A 19,672-nucleotide genomic window follows, 5' to 3' on the forward strand; every position below is an offset into this window, starting at 1 on the left:
TCAGGCGGCGAACTGCGCACGCAGGCGTTCCCACAGCGAGGCCGGGATGCGGTGTTCGTCGTCGATCACGAGCAGCGGTTCGATACCGAGTTCCTGCGCGTCCAGCTGCGGGCGGATCTCGTGCGCGAAGCGGTCGACCAGCGCGTCTTCGCGCCATTCCGGGCGGTCGGCCAGCGCGGCCATCGCCGCACGCGATTCGCGCCCTTCGCCCACGCATTCAAATGGCTTGTGGTTCTGGTATTCCAGCAGCGCATCGAAGCCGGGGATCTGCGCCGGATCGTCGAGCAGGTTGCGGCCGAAAATGCCCATCAGGCGCGGCTTCGGCATGAACGGCGCGAGCGCGAGGAACACGAAGTGGCACTTCGGGCACACGCCGCACCAGCGACTCGCCGGACGCTCGCCGAGAATATGGAAGTTGCGGTTGCAGCTGCTGAAGTGCGCGTCGTAGCGGTCGGTCTTCGCGAACTGTCGCGCGACGGCGAGCTCGCTGAGCGGGCGCAGCAGCGAGTAGTAGTGCAGGTCCGCGGCGACGTGGCGCTGCACGTATTCGCCGAATGCGCGTTCGCACTCCCAGCCCTTCGACCACTGGTGGTTCACTTCGCCCGTGCCTTCGATGACGCTGCCGTAGCTGGCCGAGCGTTCGTTCGAGAACACGACCTGGTCCACGCCCAGCAGCACGGCGGCGAAGACCATGATCGCCGAGTTCAACACCGTCACCGGGATGTGGCCGTTCCATGCGCCTTCGCGGTTGTAGTCGAACAGCTGCGGCGCCAGCGCGCGGCCGAGGTTCAGCGTCGGCAGGCCCGTGCGTTCGGCGCACGCGCGGATCAGCTGCGAGCCGCCGATCCACGTCACGGTCTGTTCGACGCCCAGCGTGCGCAGCGCTTCGATGCTGACCAGCGAGTCCTTGCCGCCGCCGATGGCGACGAGCGCGTGTTCGCGCAGGCCGAGTTTCGGCGCCGTCGCATCGCCCTGGTCCGCGACCGGGAACTTGATCTTCCCGTGCAGGTTCAGGCCATTGCGATACGCGAACTCGCCCAAGCCGTTGACGTAGATCAGCTCCAGCAGCGCGGCGGTGTCGGCATCTATCGCATACGAGTCGATGCGGATCCCCGACGGCACCGCGGCCTTGTAGTAGCTCACGCCGGCGATCAGGTGCAGCAGGCGCAGCGCGCGTTCGGCGGCGGCCGAACGCTCGGCATCGAGCGCGAACGGCGCGCCCGGCACGGTGATCGTCTCGATCATTTCCGGGCCGTCGTCGAAGGCGTACACCAGCTGCGCGACGCCCGTGTCCGCGTCGAATCCGCAGCGCACGAAACGGAACGCGCCGACGGCGTCGCGGTTGAATTTCCACTCACTCATTCGATTGCTTCCTCGGCCGGAAGGGCCCGCAGGTTGTAGGTGTTGGCCATCGCCATGCCGTATGCGCCGGCGTCGGCGACCAGGATCACGTCGCCCTCGGCGGTATCGGCCGGCAGCGTGCGGCCGCGGCCGATCACGTCGCTGCTTTCGCAGATCGGACCGACCACGTCGAACACGGCGGTGTCGCCGTCGCGCGACAGGTTGAAGATGCCGTGGTACGCCTCGTACATCGCCGGGCGCATCAGTGCGTTCATGCCGCCGTCGCAACCGACGCGGCGCACGCCGTCCTTCTCGACGACCTGCGTCGTGGTCAGCAGCAGCGCGCCGCTTTCGGCGACGAGGTAGCGACCCGGCTCGATGACCAGGCCGTAACGCGGATACGCGGCCTTGATCTCCTCCAGCCCCGCGCGCCACAGCGGCAGGTCGAACTGCGGCGCTTCGGGCGTGTACGGAATCGGCAAACCGCCACCGATGTCGATGGTCTCGATCGTGCCGATGCCATCGGCCAGGCCGGCCAGGTGCGCGTAGACGCCGCGCCAGTGCTGCGGATCCTCGATGCCGCTGCCCAGGTGCGCGTGCAGGCCGCTGATGCGGATGCCGAGCTTGCGCGCCTCCTCGACGAACGCATCGAAGCGCGTCATCGGCAGGCCGAACTTCGCCGCGACGCCGCCGGTCTTGACCTTTTCGTGGTGCCCTTCGCCATGGCCGAGGTCGATGCGCAGCCAGGTCGTGCGGCCCTTGAACACTTCAGGCCAGCGCTGGAGCGCCTCGATGTTGTCGAGCGTGACGATGATGCCGCGCTCGAACGCCGCCTCGTATTCGCGACGCGGCGCGAAGCTCGGCGTGAACAGCACGCGGCTGGGCGTGATGTGCGGCAACGTTGCGAACACATGGTCGAACTCGCCCTGCGATACGCACTCCAGCCCGAAGCCCTCGCCGACCAGCGTGCGCAGGATCTCGGGATGCGGATTGGCCTTGATCGCGTAGAAGCAGCGATCCACCGCATTGGTCGCGCTGAGCGAACGCGCGCGATCGCGCACCGTCGCCAGGTCGTAGACGTAGCGCGGCGTGCCGTGCGCGGCGAGCGAAAGCAGCTGCTCGCGGCGGCCGCGCCACCACGCGGGCGCACGCTGCGGCGCGCCAAACGCGATCTCGCGCCAGCTCGGGCCGAACACCGTCGCATCGCGCACCGGCATCGCGCGCGAGCGGATGAGTTCGGCATGCAGGTGCGGCAGCAGGCCTTCGGCATCGGCTTCGTCGATGACGAAGGTGAGGTTGAGATCGTTGGACGACTGCGAGATCAGATGCACATGCTGGCGGCCGAACGTCGCCCAGATGTCGCTCAGTCTATGCAGCAACGAACGCATGCCGCGACCGACCAGCGTGATCGCCGCGCACGGCGCGATGACCTTCACGCGGCAAATTTCAGCGAGATCCGCGCTCAGCGCTTCGAGCACGTTCGTCGTGACCAGGTTCTCGCTGGGATCCAGCGACACGGTGACGTTGGTCTCCGACGAACCGATCAGGTCGATCGACAGACCGTGGCGCTTGAAGCGTTCGAACACGTCGGCGAGGAAGCCGACCTGCTGCCACATGCCGATGCTTTCCATCGACACCAGCACGATGCCGTTGCGGCGGCTGATCGCCTTTACGCCCGGCACTGTCGCGGCGGTCGCGTCGATGCGCGTGCCGGGCAGTTCGGGACGTTCGGTATCGAGGATCGCCATCGGCACGCCGGCGTCGCGGCAGGGTGCGATCGATCGCGGATGCAGCACCTTCGCGCCGGTCGTCGCGATTTCCTGCGCTTCGGCGTAATGCAGACGCGTGAGCAGTCGCGCTTCGGGCACGTCGCGCGGGTTGGCGCTGAACATGCCGGGGACGTCGGTCCAGATCTCGACGCGCTGCGCCTTCAGCAACGCACCGAAGTACGCGGCCGACGTATCCGAACCGCCGCGGCCGAGGATCGCCGTGCTGCCGTCGCCATGGCGCGAGATGAAGCCCTGCGTGATCAGCGCGCGCGTCGGCTGCGTGGAGAAACGCTCGCCGAAACCGTCGCTGTCGAGTCGGCAATTCACCGACAACCGCTGCGACCACGCGCTGGCGTTTGGAAGCGACACCGCATCGAGCCAGTCGCGTGCATCGCACCAGCCGAAATCCAGGCCCTGCGACCGCAAGTACGCGGCGCCGAGCGTGGACGAGAGCAGCTCGCCTTGCGCGAGCACTTCGGCCTGCCAGTCGAGCGGACGCGTCGCGACGCGCGCGTCGGTGCCGAGCGCCTGCAACGCGGCGAGGCGCTCGCCGAGCACGGTGTCGGCGTCCAGGTCGAGTTCGCCGCAGAACGCGCGATGGCGTTCGACCAGCGCGGCGATGCGTGCGTCGACGTCGTCACCATTGGCGATCGCCTGCAGCTCGTTGGTCACGCCCGACAGCGCGGAGACCACGACCAGCACACGGACGCCCTCATCGGCCATGCGTTTTCCGGCGAGGCGCCCGATGGTGTCCCAACGGTTCCGGCGGGACACCGAGGTGCCGCCGAACTTGAGTACTACCCAGCGATTCGCTTCCGCCACTGCAACGGTTCCTTTGATGAGGTTTTGATGTCTGGTGATGATTGGATGGAATGTGGTTGCCGCCGAAACCATGCCGGCGCGGGGCCGTCACGGAAACTAGAATGGCGCGCCGCGCCTGCATGGGCGGATGTCGCACCGTAAACTCCGCGATTCTAGTCGAATATTCCACTCGGACCCCCGCCGAATGACGCTTCGCCGCTACCTGCAACTGGATGTGTTCGCCGACCGGCCCGGTGCCGGCAATCCGCTGGCCGTCGTGCTGGACGCGCAGGGCCTGGACGATGCCCGCATGCAGGCCATCGCCCGCTGGACGCGTTTGCCCGAAACCACCTTCGTTTTCCCGCCCACGCAGCCCGGCGCGGCCTACCGCGTGCGCATGTTCAGTCCGCGGCGCGAAGTGCCGTTCGCGGGGCATCCGAGCGTGGGCACGGCGCACGTCGTGCTCGACGCGGGGCTGGCCGAACTCGTCGACGGCCGGATCGTGCAGGAAGGCGCGGCCGGAACGCTTCCGCTGTCGGTCGAAGGCAGCGGAACGACGCGCACGATCGCGGTGCGCACGCCGCGCGCGCGGGTGGTCGAGGTTGCCGAAGCGGGCGATGCGCGCCTGGCGGCGGCGCTGGCTGCACTGGAACCGGGCGCGCTGCCGCCGGCGCTGATGGACGGCGGACGCCGCTGGTGGCTCGCCGAAGTCGCCAGCGAATCGGCGCTGCGCGACGCGACGCCGGACTGGGACGCCATCGCGCACCTGGCCGAGACCACCGAAACGATGGGACTGTGCGCCTTCGCCCGCGCCGATGCAGGCCGCGATTACGACCTGGTCGTGCGTGCATTCGTCGGCGCGCCGGCTCGGTTCGAGGACGCCGCTTCGGGCGCGGCCAACGCCACGCTCGCCGCGTGGCTCAAGCACAACGACGCCCTGCCCGGCACCGGCGGTCGATACACGGTGAGCCAAGGGCGCGAAGTCGGTTTCGATGCCCGCCTGCAGTTGCGCGTGGATGCGGACGGCGAGGTGTGGTCCGGCGGACAGGTGTGCAACGTCGTGCGCGGGACGATCGACTGGGCCTGAGAAAGGCTCCCTGCAGTTTGATAGCCCGGGTTACGACTCGGGCTTTACGCGTCCTGCCCGGGTGCCCTTCGCCCACCCGGGCTACGGCGAAACCCGATTACTCCGGCGTGACGTTCACCCGCACGCGGATGCGGTCGCCCGGGTCGTAGCTCGTGCGCGTGGTGTAGGTGCGACCGGCGTACTCGTAGGTGACGTCGTACGCGCTCGCGTTTCGGCTGCCGTTGCGCGAGGAGTAGTAGCCGTCGCCTTCATACACCGGATCGCAGACGCGCACGGTGCCGACGCGTTCGCGCTGCGCCTGGTTCTGGTCGTAGATCTGCCGGCCGGCCATGCCGCCGACGACGGAGCCGATCGCCGACGTCGCATACCGCGCGCTTCCGCCGCCGATCTGGCTGCCGACGGCGGCGCCGACGATGGTGCCGACGATCGTCGAGACCGTGCGTCCGGTCTGCGTTCCCGACGGATACGAGCTTCCGCCGTACGGATCGCCGCCGCTGTAATAGCCGTCATTGCGATAGCCGTCGCCGCCGACGTAGGTCGGGCGCTCGTAGCAGCGCTGCTGCGGCGCGCTGGTTTCGTAACGGTCGAACACGGGATCGACGCGGACCACGCGCGCGTAGTCGCTGCTGCTGGTCGAACCGTATTGGGGATACGACTGCGGGTAGGACTGCGCGTGCACCGAACCGCTCGCGGCGGCGGCCAGCGCGAGGGAAGCGACGATCAGGCGATTCATGGGGAGGCTCCGGCGCCGGAAGGGCGTGCGCGCATCGTCCGGCCGCCGCGGGCAATGGGTGCTGAATCCACGCCTTCACATGGGCGCAGGCGCGACGGGGATTTACCGTGCCGACAGCCGCGCCGTCAGCCAGGCCGCGGCCTGTGTCGCCACCGCGGCCGCACCGCGCCCGAGCAGCGGACCGACATGGCCCGGCGAGGCGACACGCAACAGGTCCGCGTCCCAGGCGCGCGCGAGTTCGGCCGTCACCTCGGGCGGGACGTCCTCATCCTGCGAGGACGCGATGCACAGCGTCGGGCAGGCGGGCGCGTCCAGCAGCAGTCCGGCATGCGCCTGGCGGAGCACGAGGCCGGACTCATCGCGCCACCGCCGGAAGGCGAACAGCGCGGTGGCCTCGTCCGAATCGGGCAGCGCGCGCCGCGTCGAGCCGAGGCGAGCGTCCCGCTGCCACGCCACCACGTCGGGCCATTCGCGTGAAGGAAGATCTTCCACCCATGGCGCGGGTGGCAGCGGATTGACCAGCACCAACGCATCGGCCGCATCGGCGCACACCATCGCGAGCAGGCCCCCGAGGCTGGCGCCGACCACCGCGCACGGACGCGGCGACGCTTCGAGCGCGGTGCTCACCTGCGCGGCGTAATCGGCAAATCCCGTGGCCTCAAGGCCATCTTCGGCCGGCTGGAGGTCCAGCGCCTGCGCCTCGATGCCGAGCGCGGCGAACACCCGTCGCCACACGTTGCCATTCCCAGCCGCCCCCGCCTGCGCCGTGCACCAGCACGGCGCGGCGGATCGCATTGGTCGCCATCAAGCCCGATCAGCCCTGCAACGAGGCCTGGAGCGTCACCGGCACAGACAGCGCGCGCGAGATGACGCAGCCGGCCTTGGCCGCTTCGGCGTACTGCTGGAAGGTCGCCTCGTCCACGCCCGGCGCCTTGCCCGTGACGACCAGGTTCACCCCCGTGACCGTCGGCCCCGGGTCCATCCCCGGCTCCATCGTCACTTCAGCGCGGGTCTGGATGGTGTCGGGTGGCGAGCCGGCCTTGGTCATCACCGCCGACAGCGCCATCGAGAAGCAGCCCGCGTGCGCGGCGGCCAGCAGCTCCTCGGGATTGGTGCCCTTCTCGTCGCCGAAGCGCGTCTTGAAGGAGTAGTTCTGGTCGGTGAACAAGCCGCTCTGGGGCGTGGAAAGTGCGCCTTTTCCGCCCTGCAGGTCGCCGCGCCACACCGCCTCGGCCGTACGCTTGAATGCCATTTCGCTACTCCTTCGTGGGGTGAAAGAGCGTGCAGCCTAGCGTGGCGGACGTTAGCCGCGCATGCGCATGCGGGCCGCTTCGCCGAGGCGGCGTGAAATCCGTCGTCGTTGCCCACTTCGCCCCTCGCCGGCTTGACCACCCCTCCCCCTTGCGCGAGGCTTTCGCTCCCGGCCCCCGCCGGCACCCGCCATGACCGCCCGCCGAGCGCCCCCTTCGCGCAGGCGCAGCGCCGGACAGCCATGACGGCCTTCCCACCCTCACGGGAGAAGTCCGCTCATGTCCTACAGCACACAATCCATCCGCAACGTGGCCCTGGCAGGCCACCCCGGCGCCGGCAAAACCACGCTCTTCGAAGCCCTGCTGCAGGCCGGCGGCGCACTCCAGACGGCAGGCACGATCGAACGCGGCAGCACGGTGTCCGACTTCGATCCGATCGAGAAGCAACGCGGCCATTCCATCGACGCCAGCATCGCCAGCATCGACCACGCCGGCATGCACGTGAACCTGATCGACACTCCCGGCTACCCGGACTTTCGCGGCCCCGCGCTGTCGGCGCTGGGTGCGGTGGAAACGGTGGCGGTCGTCGTCGATGCCGCCGCCGGCGTGGAATACGGTACGCGCCGCATGATGGAGTACGCCCGCGGCCGCAACCTGTGCCGGGCGATCATCGTCAACAAGATCGACCACGAAGGCGCGTCGCTCGAAGGCGTACTGGCCGACCTGCGCGAGACCTTCGGCCCCGAATGCCTGCCGCTCAACCTGCCCGCGGATGGCGGCAAGAAAGTCGTCGACTGCCTGATCAACCCGCAGGGCGACAGCGACCTCGGGCCCGTGGCCGACTGGCACCAGAAGATCATCGACCAGATCGTCGAGATCAACGAAACGGTGATGGAGCATTACCTGGACCTCGGCGAGGAAGGCCTGTCCGGAGACGAACTGCACGACGCGTTCGAGCAGTGCCTGCGCGAAGGGCATCTGGTGCCGGTGCTGTTCTGCTCGGCCCGGACGGGTGCCGGCATCGGCGAACTGCTGGACGTCGCCGAACGCTGGTTTCCGAACCCCGCCGAAGCCAACGAGCCGCCGTACGAGAAAGGCCCGGAGCGCACGCGTATCCAGGCCGCGCCGGATCCGAGGGCGCACGTCATCGCCGACGTCTTCAAGATCGTCAACGACCCTTTCGTCGGCAAGCTCGGCGTGTTCCGCGTGCACCAGGGCACGGTGAAGAAGGACACGCAGTTGTTCGTCGACGACGGCAAGAAGCCGTTCAAGGTCGGCCATCTGTTCAAGCTGCGCGGCAAGGATCACGTCGAGATCGAGCAGGCGATTCCCGGCGACATCGCCGCGGTGGCGAAGGTCGAGGAACTGCACTTCGACGCGGTGCTGCACGACAGCCACGACGAGGACCAGATCCACCTGTCGCCGCTGGATTTCCCGCGCCCGATGTTCGGCCTCGCGGTCGAAGCGGCGAGCAAGGGACAGGAGCAGAAACTGGCGACGGCACTGCACAAGCTGTCCGAGGAAGACCCGTGCTTCGTCGTCGAACACGAAGCCGAAACCAACGAGACCGTGATCCGCGGGCTCTCGGACCTGCACCTGCGCATCAACCTGGAGCGGCTGAAGGAACGCTACGGCGTGGAAGTGACTTCGCGTCCGCCGCGCATCGCTTATCGCGAAACCGTGAGCGGCAAGGCCGAGGGCCATCATCGCCACAAGAAGCAGACCGGCGGCGCGGGCCAGTTCGGCGAGGTGTTCCTGCGCATCGAACCGCTGCCACGCGGCACCGGTTTCGAATTCGTCGACGAGGTGAAGGGCGGCACGATCCCCGGCCAGTTCATGCCGGCGGTGGAGAAAGGCGTGCGCCAGGTGCTGCAGAGCGGCGCGCTGGCGGGGTATCCGATCCAGGACGTGCGCGTGATCGTCTACGACGGAAAGCACCATCCGGTGGACAGCAAGGAAGTCGCGTTCGTCGCCGCGGGGAAGAAGGCGTTCCTCGATGCGATCGGCAAGGCGCGGCCGCAGGTGCTCGAACCCATCGTCGAGCTGGAGGTCAACGCGCCCGAGCAGCACATGGGCGATGTCAGCGGCGGCCTGGCGAGCAAGCGCGCGCGCATCAGCGGCACCGACAGCGTGCGCGGCAACGAGATCGTCGTGAAGGCGCAGGTTCCGCTATCCGAGCTCGAGGGCTATGCGGCCGAACTGAAGTCCGTGACCGCGGGCCGCGGTCGGTATTCGCTGGATTTCAGCCACTACGAACCGGTGCCGTCGAACGTGCAGCAGAAGCTGGTCGAGGCCTACAAGCCCCGGCACGAAGAGGATTGACCCGCCCGCGGGGCCGGCACGCGCGCGACGCGATGCCGGCTTCACGCGCCAGTGGCCACTCTGTGCGCTCCGCTACGGATGAGCGCGCCCATGCGATCGACACGACACACGCTGCCGACCGTCCTGATGGTCGCCTTCGGCATGAGCCTGGCAATGTTCGCGAGCCTGCCGGCGTGGGCGCAGACGGCACGCAGCGCGAGCCGCGCGATCCCCGCCTTCCCACGTCCCTCCGGCTTTCCCGATCCCGCACTGCGCGTGATCTACTCGCGCGCCGACGAAGCGCCGCCGATGATGGTGCGCGTCGGCGAGAACCGCTTCGAACCGCTGTATCGCCGAACGCCCGACGGCGGCTACGCGCCCGCGCGCGCGGCGGGGTATCGCATCGCCACCAGTTCCTGTCCGTCGATTCGCGCGGCCGGTGATTACCGCGCCCGCATGATCGACCTGGCGACCGCCGAGTGGGCGTACTTCGGCATGCCCATCCTCGACATGGCGGTGGAGCCGGCGGCGATCGTGCCGCGCGTGCCGCAGCCGTCGGGCGTGGTCGAGATCATCTCGCCCGATCGCAACGCCTCCATCGGCGATCGCGTGCTGCGCCAGGCGCCACGCCTCGGGCTGATGGAGGACGACGAAGCGGTGGCCGGCGCCATCGCCGGCTACTGGGCCGCGACCGGCAACGAGGAAGCCATGCGCGTGCAGAGCATCGTCAACTACGGCTGGCACGAGGCCGGCTGGGCGATGCCGTGGTCGGCTGCGTTCATTTCGTGGCTGGCGTGCGAGGCCGGCCTGTCGACCGACCAGTTCCGCCGCAGCGGCGGCCACATCGACTACGTGCGCGCCGCGATGCGCGCGCGGGATGGGCAGGATCCGAACCATGCGTTCGTCGCCTACGACCTCACCGAGGCGACGCCAGATGCCGGCGACCTGCTGTGCACCTCGCGCGGGGACAGTTCGTTCGCGTCCATCGCCGACGTCCGCACCGGCAACAGCCCGTCGAACGCGCTGCACTGCGACCTGGTGGTGAAGACCGACGTCAAGAACAACCGGCTCTACGCCATCGGCGGGAACGTCAACCATGCGGTGACGCTGTCGGTGGTCGCGACCGACACGAAGGGGCGACCGCTGACCGACGCGGACGTGATCGGCGCGCACCGCTGGTTCGCGGTGCTCAAACCGCGCGCGGGCGGCAAGGTCGCACACGACCTCGACGGCACGCCGACGGTGCAGATGCTCTACCGCGATTACGCGCGCTACGCGGGCGCGCGTCGCGGGCAGCCGCCGGTGCCGGTGCAGGCGCGCGGGGCGCGCGCGAAGCCTGCGGATGCGGCATCGCCCTGACGGTGCAGGCGTCGCGACGATCCGTTGCGCCGCGCGCATCCCCGCCTGCGACCAGACGCGCGTACCCTGAGCGCCCCACCGACGTCCGCGCGCCGCCATGCACCTGTTCGACACGACGACCCTGCTCGCCTATCTCGCCGCGGCCCTCGTGCTGGTGCTGCTGCCCGGGCCCGGCACGGCGTGGATCCTGGCGCAGAGTTTCGCGGGCGGGACGAAGCGCGGAATCCAGGCGGGCCTCGGCCTGGAAACGGCGACGCTGCTGCATGCGCTCGCCGCGGGGCTCGGCCTGTCGGCGCTGCTGGCAACGTCGGCGATGGCGTTCGAATTCGTGAAGTACCTCGGCGCGGCCTATCTGGTGTGGCTCGGGATCAAGGCCTGGCGCAGCGGCGACGCCGACACCGCAACCACCGATGCCGACGCACCGAAACCACGCGCATCCGGCCGCAGCGTCTACCTGCGCTCGGTCGTGACCGGCGTGCTCAATCCGAAGGTGGCGCTGTTTTTCCTCGCCTTCCTGCCGCAGTTCGTGCATCCCGAACGCGGCTGGGTGTGGCTGCAGTTCTTCGTCCTGGGCGCGCTGCTGGCCGTGATCGGTTTCTGCAACGACCTCTTCCTGAGCTTCGCCGCGGGCCGTTTCGGCCGACGCCTCGCCGGCGGCGCGGGACGCTGGACGCAGCGCGCGACCGGCACGCTCTTCATCGGCCTCGGCCTGCGCCTGGCGATGCAGCAACGCGGCTGATCGACCGTCGCGACGTCCGCTCGTCGGGCCATCACCCGGCGTGGACGGCGGGACGCTAGCATCGCCGCACGCCGCCGATCGAGTGGTGTTGTTCATGCGGCGCGGGTATCGTCCGGGCATCCCCGTGGAGCTTGAGATGGACCCGCGCCGCACTCTCCGATTTCCCCTCGCCGTCCTCTTCGCCCTCGCCGTCGCGCTGCTGTCCGCCTGCTCGACAGTCGGCGCGCTGCTCGGCGACGACGTGCGATTCACGCCGATGCAGCTGCAGCATTCGCTCGATCGCAATTTCCCGAAGCATTACGACAAGCTCGGCGGCCTGGTCTCGCTCACGCTGATGAATCCGCGCCTGTCGATCCCCCAGGACGGCAACCGCCTGCGGCTGGATTTCGATGTGGGCCTCGGCGCATTGGGCAGCGACAGCAGCAAGGCCTCGGGCCGGTTCGCGCTGACCAGCGCGCTGCGTTTCGATCCGTCCACGCGCGGCCTGCACCTGCAGGACCCGCGCATCGAGAACGTCGACGTGCCGGCACTGGGAGGCGCGATGAACGCCAGCGCGCGCGCCATGCTCAATTCGTGGCTGGCCGAGTACGCGCGCGAGGAACCCGTCTACCGCCTCGACAACAGCCTGCTCGACCGCCTGGGTTCACGCCGCATCGGCACCACCGCCATCGAGAATGGCAACGTCGTCGTCCACCTGGATTGATGCAATGACGCAGTTCCGCTTCGCCTTTCTCCTCGCCTGCGCGGCCGCCCTGTCGGCGTGCGGCGGCGACAAGTCGCGCGCGCCCGGCGCTTCCGGCGACGACACCGAAGCGCTGCCCGCCCCGGCCGGCGCACGCGGCAGCGTGACCGGGATGCCAGACGAGCCCGGCCCCGGCGTGGTCGGGCCGCCCAAGCCCGAAGAGACCGTGGCGCTGGATGCCGAAGGCAATCCCGTGTTGCCGGCGGAAGACCCGCTCGCTGCGACGGCGGCGCCGGTCGATCCGAACGCGCCGCCGACCGACATCGCGACGAACGAGCCCACCGTGGACGATGCCGTCGCCGTCATCCGCGACTACTACGCCGCCATCAATCGCCGCGATTTCGCGCAGGCGTATGCGCTGTGGTCCGACGGCGGACGCTCGAGCAACCAGACGCCGGAGCAGTTCGCCGCCGGTTTCGCCGACACGACCGGCGTGTCGGTCGAGATCATGGCGCCGGGCCGCGTGGATGCCGCCGCGGGTTCGCGCTATGTGGAAATACCGGTCGCGTTGACCGCCACGCACGCCGACGGCCGCCAGCAGCGTTTCGTCGGCGCGTACACGCTGCGCCGCGCCGTGGTCGATGGCGCCACCGCCGACCAGCGCGCGTGGCGCATCGGCACGGCCGACATCCGCGAAGTGGCGCCGTGACGCGCGCGGCGTGACATGAGCGGGTCATTCGCCGATGCGCCGCCGCGCATCGTGCTGGACACCAACGTGTGCCTCGACCTGTTCGTCTTCCGCGACCCGGCGGTGTCCGCGTTGCGCGAGGCACTGGACTCGGGCGCCGTGATCGGTGCCACCAGCCAGGCATGCCGCAGCGAATGGGAACGCGTGCTGGCGTATCCGGTGTTGCGCCTGGACGACGCGGCGCGTGCGAAGCAACTGGCCGCGTACGACGCCGCGATGCGCGCGTTCGACGACACGCATGCGTTCGCGCTGCCGCGCTGCGCGGATCCGGACGATCAGAAGTTCCTCGAACTCGCAGCCGCGTGCGGCGCGCGATGGCTGCTCAGCCGGGACGAGGCGCTGCTGAAGCTGGCACGCCGGACGAAGCGCGAGGGGTGGTTCGAGATTCTGACGGCGGTGGAGTGGGTGGCTGCGCGCGGACCATCAGCGCCCTAGATCGTCGTGGCCCTGCGTCGTCATCCCGGCGAAAGACGGGACCCAGGCGTTTTGACGGAAACCACACACTCGTCATTCCAGCGAAAGCTGGAATCCATCTGCGCTTTGCCTATCGGAGAGAACCAGGATGGATCCCAGCTTTCGCTGGGATGACGATGCTTTAGGTAACCACGCACAGCGTGAACCTCAATCAGAGCAACGGCCTCAAAGCTCGAACCGATAACTCAGCTTCACCAGCAGTTGCTCGTCGTCGCGCAGTTCCAGGCTGTCGCGCAGCAGATCGCCGGGGCGCTCGGTGAACGGATCCTGCTGGTAGCCACCGCGGCCGTACACCACGTACAGGTACGACAGCGGCGCGATCTCGTAGCGATAACGCACCTGGAAGCCCAGGTTGCGCACGCTGAAGTCGTTCACCACGTCGTCCGATGCGATCGACGCGCCGCCCGGCTGCACGCGGTATGCCTGCTCCAGGCCCGCGTCCAGGCCGATCGCCTGCATCTTCACGCGCAGTTCCTGCTTGTTCGTGATCGTCCAGTCCAGACCGGCGTCGATCTGCAGCATGCGTTCGTTGAACTCGCCGATCAGGTTGTCTTCCTGCCACACCAGCCAGCTCGGGATGCGCTCGTAGAAGCCGCCCAGGTACACGCTGAACGCGTCGCTGATGAAGTACGTCGGCTGCACGCGCAGGTTGTAGCCGATCTTGTCGTTGCCGGCGAGGCCGCCGGAGAACACTTCGGCCTCGGTATCCCACGCCCAGTCGCCCTTGCGCGGCCGTTCGTATTCGAAGTACGCGTTGAAGTTGGACGGCTTGTCGACCACGCCGTTGCCGCGCGTGAGCAGGTCGTCCACGCCCGAGGTGTTGATGTTGATCTGCGCGTACTCGTAGCTGCCGTTGCGCAGGTTGCCTTCGCGGCTGATGCGCAGCTGGCGCTGCAGCCGGTCACCGTGGTCGTTGTCGGTGCCGCTGATGCGCGCGCGCCAGTCCTTCGACGCGTAACGCGATTCCTTCGGAAGATCGGTGAAGCGGCGCATCACCTGCCAGTTGAGGTAGTTGGTGCTGTTGCGCTGCAGGTAACCGAAATCGTTGATTTCCAGCTCGTTGCCGAAATGCATCGCAAGCCACTGCTGGCGCCAGCCGTGGTCCATCTCGTAGTTGACCCACATCGTCGCGCCGTTGTCGTCGGTGGTGCGGCCGTGCTCGTCGATCTGGCTGCCGATCACGCGCGTTTCCACGCTCACGCGGGCCGTCGGGCGCCAGTTGTGGTCCACGCCCATCACGGTGGCGGTGCGATCGAGGAATGGCCGGTCGACGTAGGTCACCATCGCGCCGAGGTTCTGCTTGGCGAGGTCGCGCACCACGCGCACCGCGCCGAACGTGCGGCCGACTTCATCGGCTTCGTCGGCGGCGAACACGCCGTACTTCGTCGCGCCGATGCTGCCGTTGAGCTTCACCGCCGCGGTGATGTCGCCCGCGCCGTTGCCGTCGTCGGCCGGCCCGCCCACGCGACGCGTGTACAGGAGCTGGCTGTAGTCCGACGGCGTGGTGAACTCGAAGATGCCCTGGTTCTCGGTGAAGAACGGGCGCTTGTCGCTGATGAAGGTTTCGGTGGCGTCGAAGTTGATGACGAGGTCGTCGCTTTCGACCTGGCCGAAATCCGGGTTGATCGTGCCCGAGAGCTGGAACTGCCCGTTCGGCTTCCAGAAGATGTCGGCGCCGGCGTCGAAGTCGCTGCCGCCGCTGATGTTGTCGTACAGGCCCGACACGTACGGCGTGACGGCAAGCAGCGACTGGTCGTACTGCGGCATTTCCACCGGCGCGAAGTCGGACAAAAAGCGCGGCCGCGTGTAGCTCGCGCCCGGCCATGCCGAGCGCTCGCCGGTCGAACCGATCACGCGGTCCAGGTAGATCTTCACCGTGCGCACGCCGTCCTTGCCCTCGCGCATCGGCGCGATGTACCAGGGAATCAGCATCTCGACCGACCACGACGTCTCATCCTCGCTGACGGCATGCCGCCAGTTGCCGTCCCAGTCGTCGTTGAACTGGTTTTCGTTGGTGATCACCGCATCGGCGATGCCGTCGGTCGAGGAGACCGTGAAGTTGTAGCCGGTGCGCGCGTCGCCGTCGTAATCGATCATCAGGTTGACGCGATCGACCTGCTCCTCGAAGTCGCGCCGCACACGCTGGCGCGTGCGCGTGTCCACCGGCTGCTGGTTGCGCATCGCGATGGCGAGGCCTTCGGGCGTCGCAAGGATCCAGCCCTCGGTCGGCAGCGTGCCCGGCTCCAGCGACAACGGCTGGACCTTGCGGAAATCGGTGACGTGACGTGCGCCCTGCCATTCGGCGGGGTCGATACGGCCATCGATTTCCACGGCGAACACGGGCGTGGAAACGACGGCCAGGATGAGGAGCAGCGGTGCGCGCATGCGTTGGGGTCTTCGCGGTCCATGTGGCCCAGCGCGTGGTTCCGGTTGCGCGTTCGCGCATCCACCGGCGGTCCGTGCTGGAGGGGCGGCTTCGTGCCGGCTCGCGGCGTGATGCCCGGGCGAGGCGCAGACTAAGCGGCGCGGCGAACCCTACGCAGTGGCGTGAGTCATGGCAACCCTTTCGATGCGTCGCGCATCTCGGGTTGTGGAGCGCCGTCACACGACGGCGGCGTCCGCTATTGCATGTGCCAGCCGTGACTGACGACGAAGCTCTGCCCCGTGAAGGCCGCCGTCGGGAATTCAGCAAGGAAGCGCACGGTGCGCGCGACGTCCTCGACAGTGGTGAAGATGCCGTCGACCGTGTTGCCCAGCATCACGCGGCTGACGACCTCTTCCTCGCTGATGCCCAGTTCCTTCGCCTGTTCGGGAATCTGCTTGTCCACCAGCGGGGTGCGCACGAAGCCGGGGCAAACGACGTGGCTGCGAACGCCGTGCTTCGCGCCTTCCTTCGCGAGCGTGCGCGACAGGCCGAGCAGGCCGTGCTTGGCCGTCACGTAGGCGGACTTCAGCGGCGAGGCCAGGTGCGAGTGCACCGAGCCCATGTAGATGACGGTGCCGCCGCGGTGGCTTCCGTCGGGCTTCGTGCCGTACATGTGCGGCAGCACGGCCTTGGTCGTGAGAAACGCGCCGTCGAGGTGGATCGCCAGCATCTTCTTCCAGTCGGCATAGGCGAACTGGTCGATCGGATTGACGATCTGGATGCCCGCATTCGACACGAGGATGTCCACGCTGCCGAACGCGTCATTCGCGCGCGCAACGCCGGCGTTCACGGCGGCCTCGTCGGTGACGTCCATCGCGACGCCCAGCGCCTTGCCGCCCTGCCCTTCGATCTCCGCTGCGACGGCCTGCGCGCCGGCCTCGTTCAGATCGGCGATGACCACCGCCGCGCCGGCGCGGGCGAGTTCGAACGCGATTTCCCGTCCGATGCCGCTGGCGGCGCCGGTGACGAGGGCGGTCTGGCCGTCGAGGGCGCGGGACTGGGTCATGCGGGGCTCCTGATCGATCGATGCACGGGACTGCGCCAAGGGCGCGGACGCAGTGTGTCGATGCGTCGGCGGGCGCGCCATTGTTCGATGGTACGGGAGGTCGGTTTCGGGATTGCGGCGGAGCCGTTCCCGCACGCGGCCCCGGAATCCCCGGGGCGCGTGACAGCTGGATCAGGCGGCCTTGCGCACGCCCTTCTTCGCGCCGGTCTTGCTGGCGCCGGTCTTCTTCGCACCGCGCTTCGTGCCGGTCGCGGCCTTCTTCCCAGCGGTCTTCTTCGACTTCGAAGCGGCCTTCTTCGCCTTCTTCGGCGTCTTGGGCTGCAGCAGCGTGCCGGTGCAGTTGCGCGAGCCGCAGCGGCATTCCCAGATCTTCTTCAGCTCGGGCGTGTGCTTTTCCTCGAGCGTGATGCCGTAGTTGTACGACAGCTCCTGGCCCGGCTTGATGTCGCGGATCGCCTCGATGAACACGCGGTCCTTCGTGCGGTCGTCGCCGTCGGCCTCTTCCAGCACCGCCTCGCAGTTGGGCGAGCAGCTGTGGTTGATCCAGCGCGCCACGCCGCCTTCGTAGTTGGCGTCGATGACGTATTCCTCGTTCAGCGTGAAGAGGAAGGTGTGGCCCGAATCCGGGTCGCCGCTGACGTCGGCGTCGACTTCGTCATGGGTGCGGCGGCGGCCCTTGTACTCCACGATGCGTTCGCCCTTGGCGATCGGGGCGACGGCGAAAACACCGTTGCCATGGATGGCGGAACGACGGGCGACGATCTTGCGCGGCATGCGGAGGTCCGGTTGGGTGAAAGCGGCCATTCTGTACGGATCCGCGCGACATCGCCATCGCGCGCCAATCACGACATCCCCGTCACGAGAGCCGCCGCGCGTCCGCCCTCAAGCGCCGAGGCCACCGGAACCAGCCGCACGTACGGCAAGCCTGAATCGCCGATCCGGCACGCCCTTGGCCTCGGCCGCCGTAAAACGTACAATTCCGGTACGGATTCAACCTGCAGTGCCCCATGCTCCGCGTCACCAAGCTCACCGACTACGCCACGGTCGTCATGACCGCCCTCGCCCATGGCGACGATGCCGTGCTCAGCGCCTCCGAACTGGCCGAACGCTCGGGCCTGGAGGCGACGACCGTCGCCAAGGTGCTCAAGCCGCTGGCCCAGGCCGGGCTGGTGGAGGGGTTCCGGGGCGCGAACGGCGGCTATCGGCTCGCCCGGCCGGCCGGCGACATCGGCCTGATCGAAATCGTCGAGGCCATGGAAGGGCCGCTGGCCATGACCGAATGCAGCGTTCACACCGGCAGCTGCGGCCTGGAACAGTCCTGCGGCGTACGCGCCAACTGGCGCCGCATCAACGACGTGGTGGTGGAGGCGCTGCGCGCGGTAACGCTCGCGCAGATGCTCGCCCCGCCGCCCAACGAACCACCCCGCAGGTCCATCGACCTGCACCTGGCTTGAGAAGTAGGCAGCCCCATGGCCACCGAAATCCTGGAAAACCACCCGCTCGAGAATCGCGAGATCCATGAGCAGCTCGGCCGCAAGTACGAGGCCGGCTTCGTCACGGACATCGAATCCGACAGCCTCCCGCCCGGCCTCAACGAGGACGTGATCCGCGCGCTCTCGGCCAAGAAGAACGAGCCGGAGTGGATGACCGACTGGCGCCTGGCGGCGTACCGGCACTTCCTGACGATGCCGATGCCGCACTGGGCCAAGCTCAACATCGCGCCGATCGACCTGCAGGCGGTGAGCTACTACTCCGCGCCGAAGGCCAAGTACGCCTCGCTCGACGACGTCCCGCAGGAACTGCTCGACACCTACGAGAAGCTCGGCGTGCCGCTGCACGAGCGCGCCAAGCTCGCCGGCGTCGCGGTCGATGCCGTGTTCGACTCGGTCTCCGTCGGCACCACGTTCCGCAAGGAACTGGCGGAGAAGGGCATCATCTTCTGCTCGCTGTCGGAGGCGCTGCACGACCATCCGGAGCTGGTGAAGAAGTACCTAGGCACCGTGGTCCCGACCGGCGACAACTACTTCGCCGCGCTGAACTCGGCGGTGTTCTCCGACGGCAGCTTCGTGTTCATCCCCAAGGGCGTGCGCTGCCCGATGGAACTGAGCACCTACTTCCGCATCAACGCGATGGGCACCGGCCAGTTCGAGCGCACGCTGATCATCGCCGAGGAAGGCAGCTACGTTTCCTATCTGGAAGGCTGCACCGCGCCGATGCGCGACGAGAACCAGCTGCACGCGGCGGTCGTCGAACTGGTCGCGCTGGACGATGCGGAGATCAAGTACTCCACCGTCCAGAACTGGTACCCGGGCGACGAGAACGGCGTCGGCGGCATCTACAACTTCGTGACCAAGCGCGGCGAATGCCGTGGCGCGCGCAGCAAGATCAGCTGGACGCAAGTCGAAACCGGCTCGGCGATCACGTGGAAGTACCCGTCGTGCGTGCTGGTCGGCGACGACTCGGTCGGCGAGTTCTATTCGGTCGCGCTCACGCACCATCGCCAGCAGGCCGACACCGGCACCAAGATGGTCCACGTCGGCAAGCGCACCAAGAGCAAGATCGTCAGCAAGGGCATCAGCGCCGGCCGCGGCCAGAACACCTACCGCGGCCTGGTGAAGGTGCTCGGCTCGGCCGAAGGCGCGCGCAACCACACGCAGTGCGACAGCCTGCTGATCGGCAAGAAGTGCGGCGCGCACACCTTCCCGTACATCGAAGTGAAACACCCCGGCGCGACGGTCGAACACGAAGCGACCACCTCCAAGATCAGCGACGACCAGCTGTTCTATTGCCGCTCGCGCGGCATCTCCGAGGAAGACGCCGTGTCGATGATCGTCGACGGCTTCTGCAAGAGCGTCTTCCGCGAGCTGCCGATGGAGTTCGCGGTGGAAGCCAAGAAGCTGCTGGAAGTATCGCTGGAAGGCAGCGTCGGCTGACGCACCGTTCGAATCAAAACTCAC

The 19,672-nt window shown here is 68.1% G+C and carries 16 protein-coding genes and 1 pseudogene; 9 read left to right on the plus strand and 8 right to left on the minus strand.

Going from position 1 to position 19,672, the window contains the following annotated elements; translation table 11 throughout:
- A complete protein-coding gene (gene murL / locus ABIE51_RS15650) occupies positions 1-1,362 on the minus strand; it encodes a UDP-N-acetyl-alpha-D-muramoyl-L-alanyl-L-glutamate epimerase (protein ID WP_192631397.1) in 1,362 nt (453 codons plus the stop codon).
- A complete protein-coding gene (locus ABIE51_RS15655; protein WP_354504464.1) occupies positions 1,359-3,932 on the minus strand; it encodes a bifunctional aspartate kinase/diaminopimelate decarboxylase in 2,574 nt (857 codons plus the stop codon). The genes murL and ABIE51_RS15655 overlap by 4 nt, the downstream gene beginning before the upstream one ends.
- A gap of 184 nt (positions 3,933-4,116) precedes the next feature.
- Here ABIE51_RS15655 and ABIE51_RS15660 point away from each other — a divergent pair, with 184 nt between their 5' ends.
- Positions 4,117-4,998 carry a PhzF family phenazine biosynthesis protein gene (locus ABIE51_RS15660; protein ID WP_192631399.1) on the plus strand — a complete coding sequence of 294 codons (882 nt, stop codon included), beginning with the start codon at positions 4,117-4,119 and terminating at the stop codon, positions 4,996-4,998.
- Between the two features lie 97 nt (positions 4,999-5,095).
- On the opposite strand, the gene ABIE51_RS15665 is transcribed toward ABIE51_RS15660, so the two are convergent.
- The 3 genes from ABIE51_RS15665 to ABIE51_RS15675 form a co-directional block, all read right to left on the minus strand.
- A complete protein-coding gene (locus ABIE51_RS15665; protein ID WP_115842498.1) occupies positions 5,096-5,731 on the minus strand; it encodes a glycine zipper 2TM domain-containing protein in 636 nt (211 codons plus the stop codon).
- Positions 5,732-5,833: 102 nt separating this feature from the next.
- Positions 5,834-6,454 carry an alpha/beta fold hydrolase gene (locus ABIE51_RS15670; protein ID WP_354504467.1) on the minus strand — a complete coding sequence of 207 codons (621 nt, stop codon included), beginning with the start codon at positions 6,452-6,454 and terminating at the stop codon, positions 5,834-5,836.
- A 91-nt stretch (positions 6,455-6,545) separates the two neighbouring features.
- Complete coding sequence (locus ABIE51_RS15675; RefSeq protein ID WP_115842500.1) at positions 6,546-6,983, minus strand: OsmC family protein; 438 nt, start codon at positions 6,981-6,983, stop codon at positions 6,546-6,548.
- A gap of 277 nt (positions 6,984-7,260) precedes the next feature.
- On the opposite strand from ABIE51_RS15675, the gene fusA reads away from it, so the two are divergent.
- The 6 genes from fusA (at position 7,261) to ABIE51_RS15705 (ending at position 13,245) form a co-directional block, all read left to right on the plus strand.
- Positions 7,261-9,303 carry an elongation factor G gene (gene fusA, locus ABIE51_RS15680; RefSeq protein WP_192631401.1) on the plus strand — a complete coding sequence of 681 codons (2,043 nt, stop codon included), beginning with the start codon at positions 7,261-7,263 and terminating at the stop codon, positions 9,301-9,303.
- Positions 9,304-9,393: 90 nt separating this feature from the next.
- Positions 9,394-10,641 carry a DUF2272 domain-containing protein gene (locus tag ABIE51_RS15685; RefSeq protein ID WP_192631402.1) on the plus strand — a complete coding sequence of 416 codons (1,248 nt, stop codon included), beginning with the start codon at positions 9,394-9,396 and terminating at the stop codon, positions 10,639-10,641.
- A gap of 97 nt (positions 10,642-10,738) precedes the next feature.
- Complete coding sequence (locus ABIE51_RS15690; RefSeq protein ID WP_192631403.1) at positions 10,739-11,380, plus strand: LysE family translocator; 642 nt, start codon at positions 10,739-10,741, stop codon at positions 11,378-11,380.
- A 136-nt stretch (positions 11,381-11,516) separates the two neighbouring features.
- Entirely contained in the window at positions 11,517-12,083 is a 567-nt protein-coding gene (locus ABIE51_RS15695; RefSeq protein WP_192631404.1) for a DUF1439 domain-containing protein, read from the plus strand.
- Between the two features lie 4 nt (positions 12,084-12,087).
- On the plus strand, positions 12,088-12,771 hold the full coding sequence (locus tag ABIE51_RS15700) for a hypothetical protein (RefSeq protein ID WP_192631405.1): 684 nt from the start codon (positions 12,088-12,090) through the stop codon (positions 12,769-12,771).
- Between the two features lie 15 nt (positions 12,772-12,786).
- Positions 12,787-13,245, plus strand: a complete 459-nt coding sequence (locus ABIE51_RS15705; protein WP_192631406.1) for a putative toxin-antitoxin system toxin component, PIN family — start codon at positions 12,787-12,789, stop codon at positions 13,243-13,245.
- Positions 13,246-13,449: 204 nt separating this feature from the next.
- Here ABIE51_RS15705 and ABIE51_RS15710 read toward each other — a convergent pair whose 3' ends face one another.
- From ABIE51_RS15710 to ABIE51_RS15720, 3 genes and pseudogenes are all read right to left on the minus strand, one after another.
- Positions 13,450-15,669, minus strand: a complete 2,220-nt coding sequence (locus ABIE51_RS15710) for a DUF5916 domain-containing protein (RefSeq protein ID WP_192631407.1) — start codon at positions 15,667-15,669, stop codon at positions 13,450-13,452.
- 236 nt (positions 15,670-15,905) lie between these two features.
- On the minus strand, positions 15,906-16,715 hold the full coding sequence (locus ABIE51_RS15715; protein ID WP_192631408.1) for a 3-hydroxybutyrate dehydrogenase: 810 nt from the start codon (positions 16,713-16,715) through the stop codon (positions 15,906-15,908).
- 312 nt (positions 16,716-17,027) lie between these two features.
- Positions 17,028-17,489: pseudogene (locus ABIE51_RS15720) on the minus strand (SET domain-containing protein); the annotation flags it as partial.
- A gap of 233 nt (positions 17,490-17,722) precedes the next feature.
- Here ABIE51_RS15720 and ABIE51_RS15725 point away from each other — a divergent pair.
- Both ABIE51_RS15725 and sufB read left to right on the plus strand, forming a co-directional pair.
- Complete coding sequence (locus tag ABIE51_RS15725) at positions 17,723-18,169, plus strand: SUF system Fe-S cluster assembly regulator (protein WP_157030924.1); 447 nt, start codon at positions 17,723-17,725, stop codon at positions 18,167-18,169.
- Positions 18,170-18,184: 15 nt separating this feature from the next.
- Positions 18,185-19,648 (plus strand): Fe-S cluster assembly protein SufB, encoded by a 1,464-nt coding sequence (sufB, locus tag ABIE51_RS15730; RefSeq protein WP_115842510.1) that lies wholly within the window; start codon positions 18,185-18,187, stop codon positions 19,646-19,648.
- Positions 19,649-19,672: the final 24 nt, after the last annotated feature.

This window comes from Lysobacter sp. OAE881, from assembly GCF_040546665.1.
Taxonomy (GTDB): Bacteria; Pseudomonadota; Gammaproteobacteria; order Xanthomonadales; family Xanthomonadaceae; genus Lysobacter_J; species Lysobacter_J soli.

What these genes read in the sequence shown, in the direction of transcription:
- ABIE51_RS15690 (WP_192631403.1), top strand. Translation starts at nt 10,739, where the DNA reads ATGCACCTGTTCGACACGACGACCCTGCTCGCCTATCTCGCCGCGGCC.
- ABIE51_RS15665 (WP_115842498.1), bottom strand. Translation starts at nt 5,731, where the DNA reads ATGAATCGCCTGATCGTCGCTTCCCTCGCGCTGGCCGCCGCCGCGAGC.
- ABIE51_RS15685 (WP_192631402.1), top strand. Translation starts at nt 9,394, where the DNA reads ATGCGATCGACACGACACACGCTGCCGACCGTCCTGATGGTCGCCTTC.
- ABIE51_RS15705 (WP_192631406.1), top strand. Translation starts at nt 12,787, where the DNA reads ATGAGCGGGTCATTCGCCGATGCGCCGCCGCGCATCGTGCTGGACACC.
- fusA (WP_192631401.1), top strand. Translation starts at nt 7,261, where the DNA reads ATGTCCTACAGCACACAATCCATCCGCAACGTGGCCCTGGCAGGCCAC.
- ABIE51_RS15700 (WP_192631405.1), top strand. Translation starts at nt 12,088, where the DNA reads ATGACGCAGTTCCGCTTCGCCTTTCTCCTCGCCTGCGCGGCCGCCCTG.
- ABIE51_RS15725 (WP_157030924.1), top strand. Translation starts at nt 17,723, where the DNA reads ATGCTCCGCGTCACCAAGCTCACCGACTACGCCACGGTCGTCATGACC.
- ABIE51_RS15710 (WP_192631407.1), bottom strand. Translation starts at nt 15,669, where the DNA reads ATGCGCGCACCGCTGCTCCTCATCCTGGCCGTCGTTTCCACGCCCGTG.
- ABIE51_RS15660 (WP_192631399.1), top strand. Translation starts at nt 4,117, where the DNA reads ATGACGCTTCGCCGCTACCTGCAACTGGATGTGTTCGCCGACCGGCCC.
- sufB (WP_115842510.1), top strand. Translation starts at nt 18,185, where the DNA reads ATGGCCACCGAAATCCTGGAAAACCACCCGCTCGAGAATCGCGAGATC.
- ABIE51_RS15715 (WP_192631408.1), bottom strand. Translation starts at nt 16,715, where the DNA reads ATGACCCAGTCCCGCGCCCTCGACGGCCAGACCGCCCTCGTCACCGGC.
- ABIE51_RS15675 (WP_115842500.1), bottom strand. Translation starts at nt 6,983, where the DNA reads ATGGCATTCAAGCGTACGGCCGAGGCGGTGTGGCGCGGCGACCTGCAG.
- murL (WP_192631397.1), bottom strand. Translation starts at nt 1,362, where the DNA reads ATGAGTGAGTGGAAATTCAACCGCGACGCCGTCGGCGCGTTCCGTTTC.
- ABIE51_RS15695 (WP_192631404.1), top strand. Translation starts at nt 11,517, where the DNA reads ATGGACCCGCGCCGCACTCTCCGATTTCCCCTCGCCGTCCTCTTCGCC.